The organism is Pseudarthrobacter sp. NPDC092424 (genome assembly GCF_044754925.1).
Taxonomy (GTDB): domain Bacteria; phylum Actinomycetota; class Actinomycetes; order Actinomycetales; family Micrococcaceae; genus Arthrobacter.
In genome coordinates, this window is the sequence record NZ_JBIVQC010000003.1 from 148776 (window position 1) to 167635 (window position 18860).

14 protein-coding genes are annotated in these 18860 nt (G+C 66.8%); 2 read left to right on the forward strand and 12 right to left on the reverse strand.

From position 1 onward, the window contains the following. Positions 1-45: 45 nt before the first annotated feature. From ACIQCN_RS06445 to ACIQCN_RS06500, 12 genes are all read right to left on the reverse strand, one after another. Positions 46-921 carry a MurR/RpiR family transcriptional regulator gene (locus ACIQCN_RS06445; RefSeq protein ID WP_400607142.1) on the reverse strand — a complete coding sequence of 292 codons (876 nt, stop codon included), beginning with the start codon at positions 919-921 and terminating at the stop codon, positions 46-48. 117 nt (positions 922-1038) lie between these two features. Further along, positions 1039-2346 carry a M18 family aminopeptidase gene (locus tag ACIQCN_RS06450; protein ID WP_400607141.1) on the reverse strand — a complete coding sequence of 436 codons (1308 nt, stop codon included), beginning with the start codon at positions 2344-2346 and terminating at the stop codon, positions 1039-1041. 22 nt (positions 2347-2368) lie between these two features. Then, positions 2369-3202 (reverse strand): ABC transporter permease, encoded by an 834-nt coding sequence (locus ACIQCN_RS06455; RefSeq protein WP_400610007.1) that lies wholly within the window; start codon positions 3200-3202, stop codon positions 2369-2371. Next, positions 3199-4122 (reverse strand): ABC transporter ATP-binding protein, encoded by a 924-nt coding sequence (locus ACIQCN_RS06460; RefSeq protein ID WP_400610009.1) that lies wholly within the window; start codon positions 4120-4122, stop codon positions 3199-3201. The genes ACIQCN_RS06455 and ACIQCN_RS06460 overlap by 4 nt, the downstream gene beginning before the upstream one ends. 146 nt (positions 4123-4268) lie before the next feature. After that, positions 4269-5765 carry a bifunctional phosphatase PAP2/diacylglycerol kinase family protein gene (locus ACIQCN_RS06465; protein WP_400607133.1) on the reverse strand — a complete coding sequence of 499 codons (1497 nt, stop codon included), beginning with the start codon at positions 5763-5765 and terminating at the stop codon, positions 4269-4271. A gap of 31 nt (positions 5766-5796) precedes the next feature. Further along, positions 5797-7014, reverse strand: coding sequence for an MFS transporter (locus ACIQCN_RS06470; protein WP_400610011.1), 1218 nt, complete (start codon positions 7012-7014; stop codon positions 5797-5799). Between the two features lie 139 nt (positions 7015-7153). After that, positions 7154-8836 (reverse strand): ABC-F family ATP-binding cassette domain-containing protein, encoded by a 1683-nt coding sequence (locus tag ACIQCN_RS06475; protein WP_400607128.1) that lies wholly within the window; start codon positions 8834-8836, stop codon positions 7154-7156. Positions 8837-8863: 27 nt separating this feature from the next. Further along, a complete protein-coding gene (locus ACIQCN_RS06480) occupies positions 8864-10291 on the reverse strand; it encodes an amidase (protein ID WP_400610013.1) in 1428 nt (475 codons plus the stop codon). Then, on the reverse strand, positions 10288-11553 hold the full coding sequence (locus tag ACIQCN_RS06485; protein WP_400610017.1) for a M20 family metallo-hydrolase: 1266 nt from the start codon (positions 11551-11553) through the stop codon (positions 10288-10290). Before ACIQCN_RS06485 ends, ACIQCN_RS06480 begins: the two co-directional genes overlap by 4 nt. Positions 11554-11602: 49 nt before the next feature. After that, positions 11603-12979 (reverse strand): MFS transporter, encoded by a 1377-nt coding sequence (locus ACIQCN_RS06490; protein WP_400610019.1) that lies wholly within the window; start codon positions 12977-12979, stop codon positions 11603-11605. 201 nt (positions 12980-13180) lie between these two features. Then, positions 13181-14119 (reverse strand): LysR family transcriptional regulator, encoded by a 939-nt coding sequence (locus ACIQCN_RS06495; protein ID WP_400607119.1) that lies wholly within the window; start codon positions 14117-14119, stop codon positions 13181-13183. A gap of 67 nt (positions 14120-14186) precedes the next feature. Next, the gene (locus ACIQCN_RS06500; protein WP_400610021.1) at positions 14187-15839 is read right to left on the reverse strand and encodes a PucR family transcriptional regulator; all 1653 of its coding nucleotides are present in this window, start codon (positions 15837-15839) and stop codon (positions 14187-14189) included. Between the two features lie 106 nt (positions 15840-15945). On the opposite strand from ACIQCN_RS06500, the gene ACIQCN_RS06505 reads away from it, so the two are divergent. Both ACIQCN_RS06505 and ACIQCN_RS06510 read left to right on the forward strand, forming a co-directional pair. Beyond that, positions 15946-17433: a CoA-acylating methylmalonate-semialdehyde dehydrogenase gene (locus ACIQCN_RS06505; protein ID WP_400610023.1), complete on the forward strand. Its 1488-nt coding sequence runs from the start codon at positions 15946-15948 to the stop codon at positions 17431-17433. 26 nt (positions 17434-17459) lie between these two features. After that, positions 17460-18830, forward strand: coding sequence for an aspartate aminotransferase family protein (locus ACIQCN_RS06510; RefSeq protein WP_400610025.1), 1371 nt, complete (start codon positions 17460-17462; stop codon positions 18828-18830). The last annotated feature ends 30 nt before the right edge of the window (positions 18831-18860 follow it).

Consider the following 18860-nt stretch of genomic DNA (forward strand, 5'->3'; position numbering starts at 1 on the left):
CTCCAGGATTGGGTCAAACAGTGTCGGGCAGGGTGGGAAGTCCGCTTAGCTGCGGTGGAGCTTGGTGAGAATGTCGTTGCTGGCGGAGAGGGCAGCCATGCGGCGCGGCGACCCATGGGTCAGGAGAACCACGATCGCGTCCAACACAGCCAGGTGCACGACGCGGCTGATCATGGCGTCCACCCGGTACGCCGTTTCCTGGCTGCCCGCCACGATGGACAGGCCGGCCAGATCCGTCAGGGGAGTTCCGGTAAAACTGGTCACCGCCACCGTGGCGGCCCCGGCGGCCTTTGCCGCACCGGCTGCGGCCAAGGTTTCGGTGGTGGCTCCGGTGTGGCTGATAATCAGGCAGACGTCTTCACTGGTCAGACGGCTTGCCATGATGTTCTGGACATGGGCATCTCCGGCGAAGACAGCGTCCACGCCAACGAGCGCCAACCGATAGGCAACATCCGCGGCCAGTGGAGCCGACGTTCCGACGCCCAGCACCAGGGTCCGCCTCGCAGCGCCGATCCGTGCGGCCGCGGACGCTACGTTCTCGTGATCGATGTTCTCCGCCGCAGCCTGGAGCGCCTGGGCGGAGCCCAGGACGACCTTTCGGCTTACGGTTGCGCTGCTGTCGCCCGCTTCAATGTCGGCCAGCTGCACCGTCGTCGAGGGCGATTCACGTGTCAGCACGAGCTTCAGAGCTTGAAAACCGGCCAGGCCCATGCTTTGGCAGAACCGAACCGCCGACGCGGAGGAGACCCCGGTTTCAGCGGCGAACTGGCCGATTGAGCTGTTGATGATGCTCTGCGGCCCGGCCAGAACGGCGCGGGCGATGCGGAGCTCCACTCCTGAAAACGACGCAAGATTTTCGCGGACCGCCTCAAGGAACTCTGCCCTGTGTTGCGGCGCTGGTTTGAACGGTTGCGTGGTCACAACTTGAAATTAGCGGCCCGGTTAAACGGGAGAGAGCCTAAAAGGTTAACGAAGAAACAACTTTTCATAGCAATGTGCGCCATGAAACTCACATTCATCCCGGGGGCCGGCGCCCCCCTACGCAGCCGTCCGGAAGAACAACTCCGCCACTGCCGCGAGATAAGCCGGGTCCTGCACACCGCACATCTCGCGCGCGGAGTGCATGGACAGCAGCGGGATGCCCACGTCCACTGTGCGGATGCCAAGCCGGGTGGCGGTGAGCGGGCCGATTGTGGACCCGCACGGCATCACGTTGTTGGACACGAACTCCTGGTACGGCACCCCGGACTCCGCGCACAGCCGGGCCCAGAAGGCCGCGCCCGGGCCGTCCGTGGCGTACCGCTGGTTCGCGTTGATCTTCAGCAGCGGCCCGCCGTTGAGGACGGGGTGGTTGGCGGGGTCGTGCCGCTCGGGGTAGTTGGGGTGCACGGCATGGCCGGCATCGGCGGAAATACAGAACGACGCCGATATCGCCTGCCGCCGCTGACCCGCCGTCGCGCCGAGGCCGTCGGAGATGCGGACCAGGACGTCCTCCAGGAACGGCCCACAGGCGCCCGAGCGCGAGTTCGAGCCGATTTCCTCGTGGTCGAAGGCAGCAAGGACAGCGATGGGCGCACCCGGGGAACGAAGCAGGGACCCCGCGTGTGCGATCAGCGCCGCCAGGCCGGCGTGCGTGGAGGAAAGGTTGTCCAGCCGCCCTGACGCGAAGAACTCCCCTTCGCCGCCGAAAACCGCTGGCGCCTGCGTGTCCGCCATGACGACGTCGAACCCTCCGATGTCCGCCGGGTCCACTGTGGCGCCCTGCACGTGCGAGGCGAGCACGGCCAGCACGTCCGACCCGCCCGGGCTGCCCAGCCCCCACACCGGATTCATGTGCCGCTGCTTGTCCAGCACGAGGCCCTCGTTGGCGGCCCGGTCCAGGTGGATCGCCAGCTGCGGGAAGCGGAGCATTGGCCCGGTGGCGGTCAGGTGCTCGGTGCCGTCGCGCAGCACCAGCCGGCCGGCCAGCTGCAGCTCACGGTCCAGCCACGAGTTCAGCAGCGGCCCGCCGTAAACCTCCACGCCCGCCTGCAGCCAGCCGAACGCGCCCGTAGTGGGCCTGGGCTTGAGCTTGAAGGACGGCGAATCGGTGTGGGCGCCCACGATGTTGAAGCCCGTGGTGGCGCCGGCGCCCCGCGGCACCACCCATGCCACCAGCGCACCGTCGCGGACCACGAAGAAGGAGCCCTCGCCGGCCTCCCACGGCTCCAGCTCATCGAGCCGGGTGAACCCGGCGTCAGTGAGCCGCCTGGCGGCCTCATGAACGGCGTGAAAGCTCGACGGCGACGCGCTGACATACGCCCCGAGGTCCTGGATGTGGGCGGCGGCTGAGCTGTGAAGAGGCATGCTGTCGAGTCTAGCCAGCCGCCTACACGTCCCGGCGTTTCAGGAGCACCGCGGCGAGCACCAGCGGAACCACCACCCACGTGCCCAGGACGAGTCCGGCCTGCCACGCCTCGAATGTTTCCGGCACATGCTCCACGGCCGTCAACGGTTCAACCGTGTTGCCGGGCAGATACTTGCGGGTCTCCTCGAAGAACTCGCCGGGGATCAGCTGGAAGGCAATGGGCGCCACGAAGAAAAGGCCTACCAGGCTCATGATGCCGCCGGCGGAGTTCCTGAGCAGCGTGCCCAGCGCCAGGCCGATCGCTGCAACAGCCGCAACGTAAACGCTGCTCACCAGAAGGAGCTTCAGGGACTGGGAACTGCCCAGGTCCAGCTTGAGCCCGTAGTTGTCCAGGATGGGCACGGCCACCAGGCCGGCCACCCAGGTGGATGCGGCGGTGACCGCGAAGGACGTCACTGTGACGACCACCAGCTTGGCTGCGAACGCGGGAAGCCGCTTCGGCACGGCGGAAAAGGTGGACCGGGCCATGCCGGTGGAAAATTCGGAACTCATAAGGAGTACGCCCAGGGACCCGAGGATCAGCTGGGCAAAGGCGATCCCTGAAGTGGGCACGCTGACTGCCAGGTCGCCGCCCTGGGCCGCCAGCCGGGCGGCCGCCTGCGGGTCCTCGGCCGCTGCATCGGCGAACTGGCCCGTGCCCCAGGCGGACAGTGCGCCGAAGCCCACCATCACCGCCGCCGTGGAAGCGATCAGGACCAAAGTGGAAAGAAGGGTGCGGAACTTGATGCCTTCAGACCTGAGCACGCGGAAGAAGCTGGGGCCGGTCAGGGCACGTTCAGGGGCAGTAGTGCTCATTTGCTGACCTCCGCAGCGGGAAGGGAGTGGTATTCGACGTCATCCTTGGTCAGTTCCATGTAAGCCTCCTCGAGGCTCGCAACCAGGGGCGTTAGCTCGTAGACCATAACCTGGTGGCCCAGCGCCACGCCCGCGATCTCCTTGGAATCCAAGCCCTTCACTTCGAGCAATTCACGCTCCGGAGATTCAACCGTTGCACCCCCCGCGGTGAGCAGCTGTGCCAGCCGCTCCGGCTCCTCGGTCCGCACCCGGACCCGTGCCTGGCCTTTGCCCGTAATGATGTCCCGGATGGGGGCATCGGCGATCACCCGGCCGCGGCCGATCACAATCAGGTGATCGGCAGTCTGCGCCATTTCGCTCATCAGGTGGCTCGAGAGGAACACCGTGCGCCCCTGTCCGGCCAGGTACCGAACCAGGTTACGGACCCACACCACTCCTTCGGGGTCCAGGCCATTCACCGGCTCATCCAGGATCAGGACCTGCGGGTCCCCCAGCAAGGCACCGGCAATGCCCAGCCGTTGGCCCATGCCCAGCGAAAACCCGCCGGCCTTCTTCCGCGCCACCGCCTCCAGCCCGGTCATCCCGATCACTTCGTGCACCCGCGCTTTGGAAATACCGTGCGTGGCGGCCATGGCCAGCAGGTGATTGTAGGCGCTGCGGCTGGTGTGCACCGCCCTGGCCTCCAGGAGCGCGCCCACCTCACGCAGCGGGGCCCTATGCCGGACGTAGGGCACGCCGTTGATGGTCACGGAGCCCGACGTCGGCCGGTCCAGCCCCATGATCATCCGCATCGTGGTGGATTTCCCGGCGCCGTTCGGTCCCAGAAAGCCTGTAACCCGCCCCGGTTCAACCGTGAAACTCACTCCGGCCACGGCGGTCTTGCTGCCGTATACCTTCGTCAGGCCCTGTGCCTCAATCATGGATAAGTTCCTTTGGACGGCAGCGCGGGGCTGCGGGGGTGGGCAGTGCAGGTTCAGTCCCTACGCTACCCACCAACAGACAGCTTGAGCGCCGGTTTCGCCACGATTCAGGGGTGATTCAGGGACTGTTCAGGGGGCAACCCCCTTCACGGCCGCGGCGAGTAGTACGTGAGCGACCTCGGTGCCACCCGGTACCGGACCCTTCGCACGCCGGCCAGCGCTTCACCGTCCACCGCCAGCGCCATAGGTGCGCCCCCGGCGTCGATCTCCACCTCGGTGGCCTCCCGCAGATGGGTGATGCGGGAGCTTGCCACGGTGCCTGTCAGCACGGACCACAGCAGCCGCACCCTGGCGAACCGCTCATCGGCGGTGATGAGCCGGACGTCCAGCACCCCGTCGTCGAGGACCGGCCGGAGCAGTGGCGCATGGTCCCTCGGATAGTAGCGGCCACGCCCCAAGTACGCGATCCACACCCGGTGCCGGACGCCATCCACTGCCAGGGTCACCGGAGTTCCCGCGGCGAATGTCCGGAACATGGCTACGACGCCGGCCAGCGGCTTGCCCAATGCCGGCGTCAGCTGCTCGCGGCGCCTCACGAGGTTGGGATAAAGCCCGATGCTGGAGGTGTTCAGCATCAGCAGCTCCGTCGTCTCCGTCCCGTCCGGCAGGCCCCGCTCCACCTCCACTACCCCCGTGTCCGCCAGCGCCGCCTCACCTTTTCCGGCGGCCACCACGGCGTCCTTGAGGCTCCCGGTGCCGGCGTCGCGGGCAAAGTGATTGAGCGTTCCGCCGGGCAGGACCAGCAGGGGCAGTGAATGTTCGACGGCGGCCGCAGCGGCAGCGCCCACGGTCCCGTCGCCGCCCCACACACCCAGGGCTTTGGTACCTGGGTGCTTCAGCGTTAGCTCGATTTGCTCCCTCAGATCCGCCTCAGGCCGGACAGCATTTATATACGCATTGGGGAATACTTCCCGGAGGGCGTTCGCGGTTTCCTCCTTGAACGACCCGCCCAAGGTGTTGACTACGATGCTGAGACCGCCACCGCCGGGGAGTTCGGGAGCCTGGGTCCAGGTCCTTGCCGTTTCAGGCGTGGGCGGCTTGACCGGCCACCAGTGGCGCGTCACCAGCGCGGCGCCGGCGCCCAGTGCCGATCCGAACACCACGTCGGACGGCCAGTGCGCACCAGTATGCACGCGGGAGTATGCGACCCCCGCAGCGACCGGCGCCAAGGCGGCCCCGAGGCCAGGATGCACCAGGCCCGCTCCCGTGGCAAAGGCGACGGCAGAGGCCGAGTGGCCGGACGGCATGGACGAACTGGTGGGCTGGGGGTGGACGAACCTGAAAACTGGCAGGTGCTCCGGAAGCGGTCGGGCCCGGGGAAGCAGTGTCTTGAACCCCATGTTGGTTACCGCGGACGCCACGGCCTGCGCTATCAGGCCGTGGAGCGCGGCGCGGCGCGGCTTCCCGGGGAAGGCAGCCATGACGGCCGCCGCCGCCATCCACAGCTTTCCATGGTTGGCCGAGGCGGAGAGCCGCCGGAAGAAGCCGTCGTGCCCGCCTCCTGGGAAACGAGAAACATGCCGGACCAGGTATCTGTCCAGCCTGGCGATCCTCCGATGGCTCCGGCGCCACATGCTCTGCATGCGATCACCCTACTCCCACCGCCGGAGCCGGTTACCTTCCGGTGCCGGTTTCCGCGGTTTTCAGTTCTACGGGAAGCGGCCGGGCTGCGCCCGCCAGCAGCAGTGCGAGGAGGATGGGTGCCAGGATGGCCAGCAGCGCGAGGTGGATCCCGGTGAGATCGCCCAAGTAGCCCAGCAGGGGAGGCCCGGCAAGAAACGACACGTATCCCAAGGTGGAGACAACGGATACCCGGGCCGCCGCATGCTGGGGGTCGTCTGCCGCGGCGGACATTCCCATGGGGAACGCCAGTGCTGCGCCCACGCCCCAGAGGGCGGCTCCCACTGCAGCAAGCCCCACATTGCCTGCGAGGACGAACAGGCAGAGTCCGGCCGCTGCTGCCGCCATGCTGGCCCGGAGAACCGCCACCCGGCCGTATGCGTCGATGACGCGTCCCCCCAGGAAGCGCATGGCTGTCATGGCCAGGACGAACAGGGCAAACATCAGCGCCCCTGTGGAGTCCGAGGTGCCCAGGCCGTCGACGGAGGCCTTGGCGATCCAGTCGTTGCCGGCGCCTTCGGTGAGCGTCGCGCCCAGGACCACGACGCCGATCAGCAGGGTCCGGCCATCGCGCCAGGCCGTGGGGCCGCTGGCAGGCTTCGGTTCACCCGCCGTAACGGTCCGGGCAAGGTGGGGGAGGAAGTAGCGGGGAGCCACCAGTGTGGACAGCAGCACGACTCCCGCAATGGCCAATAAATGTACCGGCAGGCCGACGCCCAGGTTGGACAGGCCCGCGCCGACGATCGCCCCGATGAACGCGCCGCCGCTGAACGCCGCATGGAACTGGGGCATGATGGTCCGGTTCATTTTGTGTTCCACGTCGGCGCCCTCGATGTTCTGGGAGACATCCCAGAGGCCCACCGCGATCCCGAAGAAGAAGAGGGAAACCGCCGTCCCGGGAATGGATGCCGCGAAAAGCGACCCCGCGACCCCCACCGCCGCTGCAGCAGCGAGGATGCCGCCGGTACGCACCGCATTGGCAGTGCCGATCCTGCCCACCACGAACCCCGCCGTCGGAAGCGCCAGAAGCGATCCGACCGCGGTGCACAGCAGCAGTGTCCCCATCTGTCCGGAACTGATGCGCAGCGTTTCCGTCACAGCGGGGATGCGCGCGGCCCAGCTGGCAAACGCCAGTCCGTTGATTCCAAAGACCACGAAGGTGGCCGCCGCCGCGGCCTTCAGCCCCTGGTGCCGGCCGGTTCCGATGCTCATGCTTTGTCTACTTCCACTGGGAGATTGCGGGTGGCGTCCTGCAGACGCTCTCTCACTTAATGGAGGAAAACAACCAACCCTCTCTCACCCGGCGAGAGAGCGTGCGGCCAAAACGTGCATTAAGTGAGAGAGCGTGGGGTCAACGGGCGCGTTCCACGCGCTTTTCGTCCCAGACCGGTCCGGCAGACTCATAGACCTTCCCGTCCGAGCCGAACACCAGAAACCGGTCAAAGGTCCGCGCGAACCAGCGGTCATGTGTGACGGCCAGGACGGTGCCTTCAAAGTGGTCGATGGCCCGCTCCAGCGCCTCGGCCGAGTGCAGGTCCAGGTTATCCGTGGGCTCGTCCAGCAGCAGCAGCGTGGCGCCGGAGAGCTGGAGCAGCAGGATCTGGAAACGCGCCTGCTGCCCGCCGGACAAGGACTCGTATTTCTGTTCCGACTGCCCTGCAAGGCCGTACCCGTCCAGCGCTCCGGCGGCGGCCTCACGGCCCAGGCCGGAGCGGTGCTCGTCGCCGCGGTGCAGGATCTCAAGCAGGGTCTTGCCCAGCAGGTCCGGGCGGACGTGCGTCTGCGCGAAGAAGCCTGGCCGGATGCGCGCCCCCAGCTTCACGGTGCCCTCGTGCGGGACTTCGGCGATTTCGACGTCGGAAACGGGAAGGTGCTCACGCTCCGGGTCGGTGCCTCCCGTGGCCAGGAGCCGCAGGAAGTGTGACTTGCCTGAGCCGTTGGAGCCCAGCACGCCAACCCGGTCGCCGAACCAGACTTCGGTGGAGAACGGCTTCATCAGCCCGGTCAACTCGAGCTTCTCCGCGACGATCGCGCGCTTGGCGGTCCGCCCGCCTTTGAGCCGCATCTGCACGTTCTGTTCGACGGGCAGCGCCTCAGGCGGACCAATCTCCAGGAACTTGGCCAGGCGGGTCTGGGCTGCGTGGTACCGGTTGGCCATGTCGGAGCGGAACGCGGCCTTGTTCTTGTACATGTTCACGAGCTCTTTGAGTTTCACGTGCTCCTCGTCCCAGCGCTTGCGCAGCTCCTCGAACCGGGCGTTGCGGTCTGCGCGGGCCTCGACGTAGGAGCCGAAGCCGCCGCCGTGGATCCAAGCGGACGCCCCGTTGATGCCGGGCTCCAGCGTTACGATCCGCCCGGCGGCGTTGTTCAGCAGCTCGCGGTCGTGGCTGATAAAGAACACGGTCTTTCTGGACTCGTTGAGCTTCTCTTCGAGCCAGCGCTTGCCAGGGACGTCCAGGTAGTTGTCCGGTTCATCCAGCAGCAGGAGCTCGTCCGGGCCGGCGAAGAGCGCCTCCAGCACCAGGCGCTTCTGCTCACCGCCGGAAAGCGTCGACGCCGCGCGGTGCTGGGCGCGGTCGTACGGCAGTCCCAGCGCGGCCATGCAGACTTCGTCCCAGACGGTCTCGACGTCATAGCCTCCCGCGTCTCCCCAGTCCACGATTGCCTGGGCGTACCGCATCTGGCTTGGCTCGTCGTCGTGCTCCACCATGGCAAGCTCCGCGTCGTCCACCTCGCGCGCCGCGGCCGCAAGGGCGGGCGGCGCCGCCGAGACCAGCAGGTCCCGCACCGTGGACCCGTCCCGGACCTGGCCCACGAACTGGCGCATGATGCCCATGTTTCCCGAGCGTCCGACCACCCCTTCGTCCGGGACGAGGTCGCCGGCGATGATGCGGAACAGCGTGGTCTTGCCGGTGCCGTTGGGGCCGATCAGCGCGGTCTTGGTGCCGTCCGGGACCTTGAAGGTCACCCCGTTCAGCAGCTGGGTGCCGTCGGAGAGGAAGTAATCTATGCCGGAAACGTCGATATGGGCCACACGTTCAATACTCCCACGAACCCCTCCCTACAGCGGGGGGCGGCGGGTCCACGGCAGCACGGCTTCCAGCGCTGCCCCCACCCGGAAGACGGTCGCGTCATCGAAGGGATGCCCCACGATCTGGACGCCGGTGGGAATTCCGCAGTCGGCCATGCCACTGGGGACGGCAAGCACCGGGCACCGGTTTGCAATGTTGAAAGGCGCCGTCATGTGCCCTTCCCAGTAATGCTCGAGGTGCACCGTGCCGGCGTCTATGCCGTCAAGGTACTGTCCTTCCGCCTCCAGGGCCGGAACTGCGGACACCGGGCAGACCATCGCGTCAAACCCTGCCATCGCCGCCGCCAGCCCGGCCTGCAGCCGGGACTCGGCGCGGATGCCGTCGAGGTAGCGGTTCTCCCCGGCTGCCCGGCGGGCGTCCGCCATGAACCGCCGTGTGTAGGGAGCCAGCTGGTCCACCGATTCCGCTGTCTCGTCCTCCATTGCCGGTCCCAGAAGGTAGCCGAAGTGGGTGAAAATGGTCCGCCTGATGCTCTCCGTGGTCCACGGGAGCTCGATTTCCTCCACCGCCGCGCCGGCCTGGCGAAGTGCCTCTGCGGCGGTGCGGGTATTGGCCTCGATATCTGCCGCCACCGGATAATTGCCCAGCCGGACGCACAAGGCGATCCTCATGCCGGCCACGGTACTCCCGCCGCCGGCCATGCCCTGTCCTGGCCAGCCCGCCGGGAGATCCGCCAGCGATGCATGGTCCGCGGGAGACTTCCCCGCCATGATCCCGGCCAGCAGTGCCGTGTCCGCTACTGTCCTGGCCATGGGCCCGTCTCCGCGATAGTGGTCCGCGGCGAGCGGCCCCAGCCCCGGGATGCGTCCGTAGGAGGCCTTGAACCCCACGGTCCCCGTGAACGACGCCGGCAGCCTGGTTGAGCCTGCGATGTCCGAAGCCGTGGCCAGCGGGGCCAGGCCGGCTGCCAGTGCCGCCCCCGAGCCGCCGGAGGATCCGCCGGGAGAATAGGTCAGGTTCCATGGATTCCGCGTTACGCCCCACAGCGGGCTGTGGGTCACGGTGGCGCAGCTGTACTCTGGGGTCGTTGTGCGGGCGTGGATGATGCCGCCCGCGTTCCTGATGCGTTCGATCACCGGATGGTCGGCCGCCGCAATGTCGCCTTTCCGCGCCAGGAGCCCCTGCGACAGGGTGCGGCCGCGGAGCCCGTGCTTTTCCTTGGCGGCCACCGGAAGGCCCAGGAGCGGGGCAAGGTCCCTGCCGCGCGCGTACCGGGTGGCGGCCTGCCGGGCGGCCAGCCTTGCTTCGGCGAAGAGCGTTTCGGTGAGTGCGTTGATGGCGCCGTTGACGGCTTCCGTCCGCGCAATTAACGCGTCCAGGAACTCCACCGGCGAAAGCTCCCGGCTCCGGAACAATCTCAGCGCGCCGGTGGCATCAAGGTAGTGCAGGTCCGTCATGCCAGCGCCGCCACGGCCGGCGCCGCAGTCCCGGCCAAGGCCCCCGCCACGAGCTCGCGGGCAACGCCGGTGAGCATGTCCACCCCGGCCACCATGTCGGCGTCGGTGGTGAACTCCCGCTCGCAGTGCGAAACGCCGTCCACGCTGGGAATGAACAGCATGACGGAAGGAGCCACGGTGTTCATGGCAACCGAGTCGTGGCCTGCCATGGTCTGGATGCGCCGGGCTGAGAGACCCAGGTTCGCCGCCACCTTGTCCGCGAGTTCCAGGCCGGCCTCCGGAAAGCGCCGGATGGGGCGGATATCGAAGTCCTTGACGTTCACTTTGATGTCGTGTTCACGGGCCAGGGTGTCGATGTCCTTCAGGAGTTTCGCCCGCGCCTGCTTGACGATGTCCGGATCGGCCGAGCGCAGGTCCGCGACGAGGTGCACCCGGCGGGCCACCACGATCGGTGAGTTCGGCTCCAGCGTCAGCTGTCCCACAGAGGAAACAATGGCCTCGTCCGCAAACTCCTTGGTGACATCGTGCACCATGAGGATGATCTTGGAGGCAGCCACCAGGGCGTCGTGCCGGTCAGCCATGGCCGTGGCTCCGGTGTGCGACTGTTCGCCCAGTACTTCGATATCCAGCTTCTGGGTGTACCAGCTGCTGTCCACCAGGCCGATGGTGATCCCCTCGCGCTCCAGGATGCGGCCCTGCTCGATGTGGATTTCAGCGTAGGCGGCGGCATCGGGCGCCTCGGCCGTGCCGAGGTACCCGATGCCGGCCAAAGCATCGCGGACAGTAACACCCTGCAGGTCGGCGACGTCGAGCATCTGCCCCCGGTCGAGCAGGCCCGCGTACACCGAGCTGCCCATGATGCTCGGGGCAAAGCGCCCGCCCTCTTCGTTGAACCAGTTGACCACCGCCAGGTTGAAGCGGGGCCGTGCCCTGCCGGCGGCAACCTCCTCTTGCAGCCGCCGGGCGGCGTGCAGCGCGGCGATGACACCGTAGGCGCCGTCGAAACGGCCTCCCAGCGGCTGGCTGTCCAGGTGCGATCCGATGATGACGTACGGAGCCCCGGGCACCCACTCCACCAGCCCGAACATGTTTCCGATTCCGTCCACCCGGAGTTCCCACCCGGCGTCGTTCACCCAGGCCGCGAACCACTGGCGGGTGAGCGCGTCCTCGGCGGTTGCGGCCTGGCGGTCCACACCGTTGTTCGCTGTGGCGCCGATGGTGGCAACGTGGTGGAAGTCGGACAGGAAAGCTGCTGAATTCATGGGGGAAGTCCTTAGGTCTGGCTGTGGAGAGGAAAGAGGGCGGGGGCTTCTAGCCCATCCGGCCGCGCGTCTCCGGCACCCGGGTGAAGAGGACCAGGAGAAGGACGACGGCGGCCGCCGCGGCCATGTAGAAGCCGGGGGCGTGCGGTACGCCGCTGCCTCCCACCAGGGCGGTGCCGATGAATGGTGCGGTCCCGCCAAAGAGTGCGTACGCGCCGTTGTAGCTGATCGCGGCCGACGTGAAACGCGTCTTCGTCGTGAAGATCTCCACAAAGAACGTGTAACAGCCGCCGCCGTAGATGCACAGCGCCACAACGAACAGTGCCTGGCCCAGCAGTGCGAGCGGCAGGCTGCCGCTGGTGACCAGCATGAAGCACGGTACGGAAACGGCGGCCAGGACGGCAGAGCCCGCGATCAGCATCGGCTTGCGTCCCACGCGGTCGCCGACCCGGCCGCCAAGCGGCAACAGCACGGCGTAGAGCGCCAAGGCGGCTGCGTTGACCAGCAGGGACTGTTCGCGGCTGAGCCCGCCCGAGGTCTGGACGTAGGACACGAAGTAGGCGGAGAGGAAGTAGAAGCCCATGGCGGTCAGGCCCATGACGAAGATGACCTGGACCATCCGCAGCTTGTTTTCGCGGAAGGCCTCGCGGACGGGACTGAATTCCTTGGTCCGGCTGGCTTTGGCCTCGTTGAAGGCTTCGCTCTCAACGGTGCGGCTGCGGATCCAGACGCCGAACAGTGCAAGGGGCAGGGCCAGCAGGAACGGGATGCGCCAGCCCCAGGCCATGAAGGACTCGTTGGACATGGACTGGCTGAGGACCAGGATCATGGTTCCGGCAGTCACAGAAGGCAGCGCGGTTGCGGCGATAGTGATGTTCAGCCAGAACCCGCGGCTCTTGACCGGGGCGTGCTCGAAGACGAAGGACGGGGCACCTACGGACTCGCCGCCTGCCGAAAAGCCCTGGACGAGCCGGCAGAGGACCAGGAGGGCCGGTGCCCATGCGCCGATCTGGCCATAGGTGGGCAGGAGGCCCATGAGGGCGGTGGCTGCGCCGATCGCGACGAGCGTGATGGTGAGGACCCGCCGGCGGCCGATCCTGTCACCAAGCGCGCCGAAGAAGAGGCCGCCAATGGGCCGCACTACAAACGCGACGCCGAACGTGGCAAAGGTGGCCAGCATCGCTGCAACGGGGTTGGCCGCGGGGAAGAAGAGCTGCGAGAAGATCACCGCGGTGAGGCCGTAGAGCGTGAAATCGTAGAACTCGATGAACTGGCCGATGCTTCCGCCCGCCAGCACGCGCTTCTGCATCTTCGTAACGCCGGGGCGTGCGTTGACGGCCGCCCCCGTTTCACGAACGGGAAGGTCCGGCGCAGGGGTCTGTACAACGTCAGGTGCCTGCTGGGGTTGGGGATGGATCTGAACCACAGAATCTCCTTTGATCAACATGGTTGTCCCGCCGGGGAGGTGGGGCGAGCGGTGTGGCTGGAGGGGCTTTCCCTTCCAGGAACCCCGCTGACATCCGCGCTGGAACAACCATGTGTGATCTGCCACACATGTGTCCAATTGATTGATTTGCTGCCATCAATAGATTTCGCCAATACCCGTGCCAGTCAGGTTTCAGGGCATTCACCCGCCTGCAGGTGCGTGGCCTGCGGCGGCTGCCGTGTAGATGCGGCGGCACGTCTCTTCGAAGGCGAGGGCACGGCGCGTAGGCTGCACCCCCTCCGGCCGGACCAGCATCACCTCGATGGGCGGGAAATTGTCCGTCAGCGCCAGCGCCACCACCTTTCCGCCGGAATACGTCATGTCACTGTTCAGCCGCTGGTTGAGCATGGCGTAACCATGGCCCTTCGCAACGAAGGACCGGACCGTCTCGTAACCCGCGAAGCGGTGCCGGACGTTGGGGACAATGCCGGCGAGTGCATAGAGCTGCTCGTAATATTCGCGGCTGTGGGGGAGATCCAGCACCACGGACGGTTCGCCGTCGAGCTCTTTGAGCGCAATGCTGCGGCCGGGGCGTGCTGCGGCCGGATGCCCGGCATGTACCAGGACGTGAGGCGGCACGCGTTCCAGCACCTTGTAGGTAAAGCCGCGCCCAAGGCCAAGGCCATACATCAACGCAACGTCGCACCGCCCGTCCAGCAGGGCGCTCTGGAGTGTGGCGAGATCGGCCTCAAGGAATGACACCTCCACGCCGGGGTGCTGGACTTCGAAGGTCTGGAGAATTGCCGGCAGCCTGAAGGGAGCCAGGGGCGCAAAGACCCCCACTTTCAGCTCACCCACGAGGCCAGCGGACAGACCGTGGGCAGATTCGTACAGGGCGTCCGCGTGCTCAAGCAGCACCTTGATGTCCTGCGAAAGCTGCCTGCCGGATGGCGTGAGCCTCAGCCCCCGGGTTGGCAGCCGCACGAACAGCTGCGTTGACAGGCTTGATTCCAGCTGGGCAACCGCGGTTGACAGGGTTGACTGGGTGACCAGCAGCCGTTCGGCGGCCGCCGTCATGTTCTCGAGTTCCGCAACCACGGCGAAGTAGCGCAGCTGCGTAAGGGTGAAGGGCTTTGCCATCGGTCAAAAACCACTCTCTACGGCACGTGCCGTTACGGAAGTCCGGTCGGTTCTGTGCTCATCGGACTCAAAGAGCCTGGAGCCTGTGGAGCAGGAGCGCCACGTGCAGCGAAGTCCGGGATTCGGCGTCATCGAGGTCCACGCCCAGGAGTTCCTCAAGCCGCCCGAGCCGGGCGTACAGCGTAGGTCTGCTGAGGTAGCCGCTGCGCGCCATGGCTGCCTTGTTGCCGCCCGACTCCAGGTACCGGGCGAGAAGTTCGAGGTGACCACCCCGGCCCTGGGCTTCATCCTGCAGCAGGACCTCCAGCTCCGACTCCACGAACTGCTGGACGCGCGGATCGTTCCGCAGCAGGGCCAGCAGTCCACGCAGCCGGACGTCCGTGGCCCGGTAGAACGGCTTGCGGACGCCGCGCAGGGTGGCCGAGGTTTCCGCCACGTGTGCGGCCTCGTCAACTCCGGCCGCGGCCTCGAGCAGGCTCCCCCGCGCGTGGCCCACCCCGACGGTCCATTCCGCGGACACGCTGTCGGGCTCCCGGTCCAGGGCATTGGTAAGCCGGTGCAGCATAGGGTCCTCCAGCTGCCTTGCCGGCAACGCCAGGATCATACCCACCGAGCCGGACTGGATACTTGCTGTCAGGGCGGTACTGGAGACCGTTTTTAGGACGCGACCCAGCTGTTCGAGCAGGATCCGCTCCTCCTCCTGGCCGGCGAGCGGATCGCGGGAGGGTCCGCCCGGCCGCTGTCCGGAGCGTGCCGCGGCGCCGGCTGACTGACCGATCCTTCGGAATACCACCGGTACGTAGAACGGTGACCGTTTCAGCCCCAGGGCTCCGGCACGCGCCAGCGCTTCCGCCTCGTCAAGACCGCGGGGTTGGCGCAGGGCGTTCAGCAGGCCCGCCTGGGCCTGCTGGCTGAGTTCGCGCCGATCGCGCTCGGCGAGCCGGTTGATCGCCAGCGCCTGTGCGGCCCGCTCCAGGACCATAGCCGCAGGGCCGTCGTCGTCCACGCCCAGGGGAACCACCAGCCTTCCCCACAGCTGGCGCCGCACCCCCACGGGAGTCTGGAGCCAGCCCTCGGCCCCGGCCCGGGCCGTTCCGGCAGGTGACGGGGTGGTCCGGGACCGGCGCTCCCAGTCCTCGAGCAGCTCCGCGGTGGGCCGCCCTTGGGCTGAGAATGCGAGCACCAGGTGGGACAGGTCTTCCAGGACGACCGGGGCCCCGATCATTTCGGCCGCCTTTTCCACCACTAGTTGGGTGCCGGCATTCTCCAGGCTGAGGAGCGTGAAAGCCTCGTGGACGTCCCGCGCGTGTTCCACGCGTTCCAGCTGCTCCGCAACGATCATGCGATGCACAATCTCGGTGACCTGCACGAACCGCACCCGCCGCTGGACCACGGCGACCGGAAGGGCGGTCCGCTGCGCCGCGGTGCGAAGCGCAGCGAGGCTGCGTTCACGGTTGCCGGTGAGCTCGACCACCAGGCCCGCTGCCCCTGCCTGCTCCAGCGACGCGACGAAACCGGCCGTGAGGCCCGGCTGCTTTTCCAGCTCCAGGCCCGTAGTAAGCACCAGTTCCCCCCCGGCCAGAAGGCCTGAGATGTCCAACACTTCGCTCACATGCACCCAGCGGACGGGAGAGTCCAAACCCGCGAAACCGCCCAGCAGCTGCGGTGCAGCTGCTTGGAGCACGGGAAGACCAAGAACGTCGCGGACCGAGGGAAGCATTTACAGAGTGTAAACGACTGTGTGATTTACCTTACACATCGGCCCTAACGGTGGTCCTTTGTGACGGCGAGACTGGACACAAATGCACCGACCTCAAGGAGAAACTTTGAACATCATCGAGCACTGGATCAACGGCAGCTACCTCCCCGTCGGAGACCACACGGCGCCAGTCACCAACCCCGCCACGGGGAAGGTCACCGGGCAGGTTGCCCTGGCCACCGCGCAGGAGAGCGACGCGGCTGTGGCTGCAGCCAAGGCCGCTTTCCCCGCCTGGCGGGACACGTCCCTTGCCCGCCGCACCCAGATCCTGTTCACGTTCCGTGAACTGCTCAATGCCCGCAAGGAGGAGCTCGCAGCGATCATCACGTCCGAACACGGCAAGGTCCTGTCCGACGCCCTGGGGGAGGTCACCCGCGGCCAGGAAGTGGTCGAGTTCGCCTGCGGCATCCCGCACCTGCTCAAGGGCAGCTACACGGAGAACGCCTCCACCAGCGTCGATGTCCACTCCATCCGCCAGCCCCTGGGTCCTGTCGCCGTCATCAGCCCCTTCAACTTCCCGGCCATGGTCCCCATGTGGTTCTTCCCGCTCGCCATCGCGGCCGGAAACACGGTGATCATCAAGCCGAGCGAAAAAGACCCCACAGCCGTCAACTGGATGGCTGAACTTTGGAAGGAAGCCGGTCTTCCTGACGGCGTCTTCAACGTCCTGCACGGTGACAAGGTGGCCGTTGACGCCCTCCTGAACCACCCGGACGTCAAGGCTGTTTCCTTCGTCGGCTCCACCCCGATCGCCAAGTACGTCTACCAGACGGCCACAGCGGCCGGTAAACGTGTCCAGGCCCTCGGCGGCGCAAAGAACCACATGATTGTCCTCCCTGACGCCGATCTCGACCTGGCGGCCGACGCGGCAATCAACGCCGGCTTCGGTTCCGCCGGCGAGCGTTGCATGGCCATTTCGGCACTCCTGGCCGTGGGGGACATCGCAGACGAACTGGTCGCCAAGATCGCCGAACGGGCCGCCGGACTGCGCACCGGCGACGGACTTCGCGGCTGCGACATGGGACCGCTGGTTACCGCCCAGCACCGGGACAAGGTGGCCGGGTACATCGACGCCGGCGAAGCAGCCGGCGCCACTGTCGTGGTGGACGGCCGAAACATCGCGGCCGACGCCGAGGGTGACGGTTTCTTCGTCGGGCCGACGCTCTTCGACAACGTCACGCCGGACATGTCGATCTACAAGGACGAGATCTTCGGCCCCGTTCTGTCGGTGGTGCGCGTGGACACCTACGACCAGGCGCTGAACCTCATCAACGGCAACCCATACGGCAACGGCACCGCCATCTTCACCAATGACGGAGGCGCTGCACGGCGCTTCGAGAACGAAGTGGAAGTGGGGATGGTGGGCATCAACGTCCCAGTCCCTGTCCCCATGGCCTACTACTCCTTCGGCGGCTGGAAGAACTCGCTCTTCGGCGATACCCACGCACACGGCACGGAAGGGGTTGGCTTCTTCACCCGGGGCAAGGCCGTCACCTCCCGGTGGCTGGACCCCAGCCACGGAGGCATCAACCTCGGCTTCCCGCAGAACGCCTAGGACCGGAACCACGAAAGGAAAATGCCATGACCTCCACCGTTGAGTCCGGACCGGTTCCGGCGATTGACGCCGAAAGCGCCCGTCGGGCGTATGAGCTGGACCGCAAGCACGTCTTCCACTCCTGGTCAGCACAGGACCTGCTCGACCCCATGGTCATCACGGCTGCCCAGGGCTCCTACGTCTGGGACGGGGACGGGAACAAATACCTGGACTTCACGTCCCAGCTGGTGAACACCAACATCGGCCACCAGCACCCCGCCGTGGTTTCCGCCATTGCGGCGCAGGCCACGAAGCTGTGCACCATTGCGCCCAGCTACGCCAACGACGCCCGCTCGGAGGCGGCACGCCTGATCTCCGCGCGGACCCCGGGAGAACTGGACAAAATCTTTTTCACCAACGGCGGGGCCGACGCCAACGAACACGCCGTCCGCATGGCCAGGCTCCACACCGGCCGTCACAAGGTCCTCTCCGCCTACCGCTCCTACCACGGCGGAACCCACCTGGCGGTCAATCTGACAGGGGATCCACGGCGCTGGGCCAGCGACAGCGGCAGCACCGGCACCATTCACTTCTTCCCGCCATACCTGTACCGCTCGGCCTTCCATGCCAGCACCCCGGAAGAGGAAAGCGAGCGTGCACTTGCCCATCTGGAGCAGCTGATCAGCCTGGAGGGACCGTCCACCATTGCAGCGCTCATCCTGGAATCCATCCCGGGAACTGCAGGCATCTATATGGCCCCGCCGGGGTACTTCGAAGGGGTTCGGGAGCTTTGCACCCGGTTCGGCATCGTCCTGATCGCGGACGAAGTGATGGCAGGCTTCGGCCGGACCGGCAAATGGTTCGCCGTGGAACACTTCAACGTGGTTCCGGACCTGCTCACCTTCGCCAAGGGCGTCAATTCCGGCTACGTCCCGCTGGGCGGAGTGGCAATCAACCCCGAAATCGCGGCCACATTCGGGCAGCGGGCCTACCCGGGCGGCCTGACGTACTCCGGCCATCCACTGGCCGCCGCGGCTGCCGTGGCCACCCTCAATGCCATGGAAGATGAACGGATGGTGGAGCATGCAGCGGCCCTGGGCGAAACCGTCATCGGTCCGGCACTCGACGGCTTCGCGGAGCGGCACCGGTCCGTTGGTGAAGTCAGGGGCGTCGGCGTGTTCTGGGCCATCGAGCTTGTCCGAAACCGCGAGACGCGCGAACCGCTGGCTCCGTACGGGGGTTCCAGCCAGGAAATGAACCAACTGGTCGCCGCCTGCAAGTCCAGGGGGCTCCTGCCGTTCACCAACTTCAACCGGATCCACGTGGTGCCGCCCTGCAACACCAGCGTGGCGGACACCAAGGCCGGCCTCGCCATCCTGGACGAGGTGCTGGACATCGCCGACGGATTCGCGGACTGATTCCGGAAGCCGCCGGCCGGGCCTCCCGGG

Coding starts and splice junctions, on each gene's coding strand:
- ACIQCN_RS06450 (WP_400607141.1), bottom strand. CDS start 2,346: ATGCCTCTTCACAGCTCAGCCGCCGCCCACATCCAGGACCTCGGGGCG.
- ACIQCN_RS06455 (WP_400610007.1), bottom strand. CDS start 3,202: ATGAGCACTACTGCCCCTGAACGTGCCCTGACCGGCCCCAGCTTCTTC.
- ACIQCN_RS06460 (WP_400610009.1), bottom strand. CDS start 4,122: ATGATTGAGGCACAGGGCCTGACGAAGGTATACGGCAGCAAGACCGCC.
- ACIQCN_RS06465 (WP_400607133.1), bottom strand. CDS start 5,765: ATGCAGAGCATGTGGCGCCGGAGCCATCGGAGGATCGCCAGGCTGGAC.
- ACIQCN_RS06470 (WP_400610011.1), bottom strand. CDS start 7,014: ATGAGCATCGGAACCGGCCGGCACCAGGGGCTGAAGGCCGCGGCGGCG.
- ACIQCN_RS06480 (WP_400610013.1), bottom strand. CDS start 10,291: ATGACGGACCTGCACTACCTTGATGCCACCGGCGCGCTGAGATTGTTC.
- ACIQCN_RS06485 (WP_400610017.1), bottom strand. CDS start 11,553: ATGAATTCAGCAGCTTTCCTGTCCGACTTCCACCACGTTGCCACCATC.
- ACIQCN_RS06495 (WP_400607119.1), bottom strand. CDS start 14,119: ATGGCAAAGCCCTTCACCCTTACGCAGCTGCGCTACTTCGCCGTGGTT.
- ACIQCN_RS06500 (WP_400610021.1), bottom strand. CDS start 15,839: ATGCTTCCCTCGGTCCGCGACGTTCTTGGTCTTCCCGTGCTCCAAGCA.
- ACIQCN_RS06510 (WP_400610025.1), top strand. CDS start 17,460: ATGACCTCCACCGTTGAGTCCGGACCGGTTCCGGCGATTGACGCCGAA.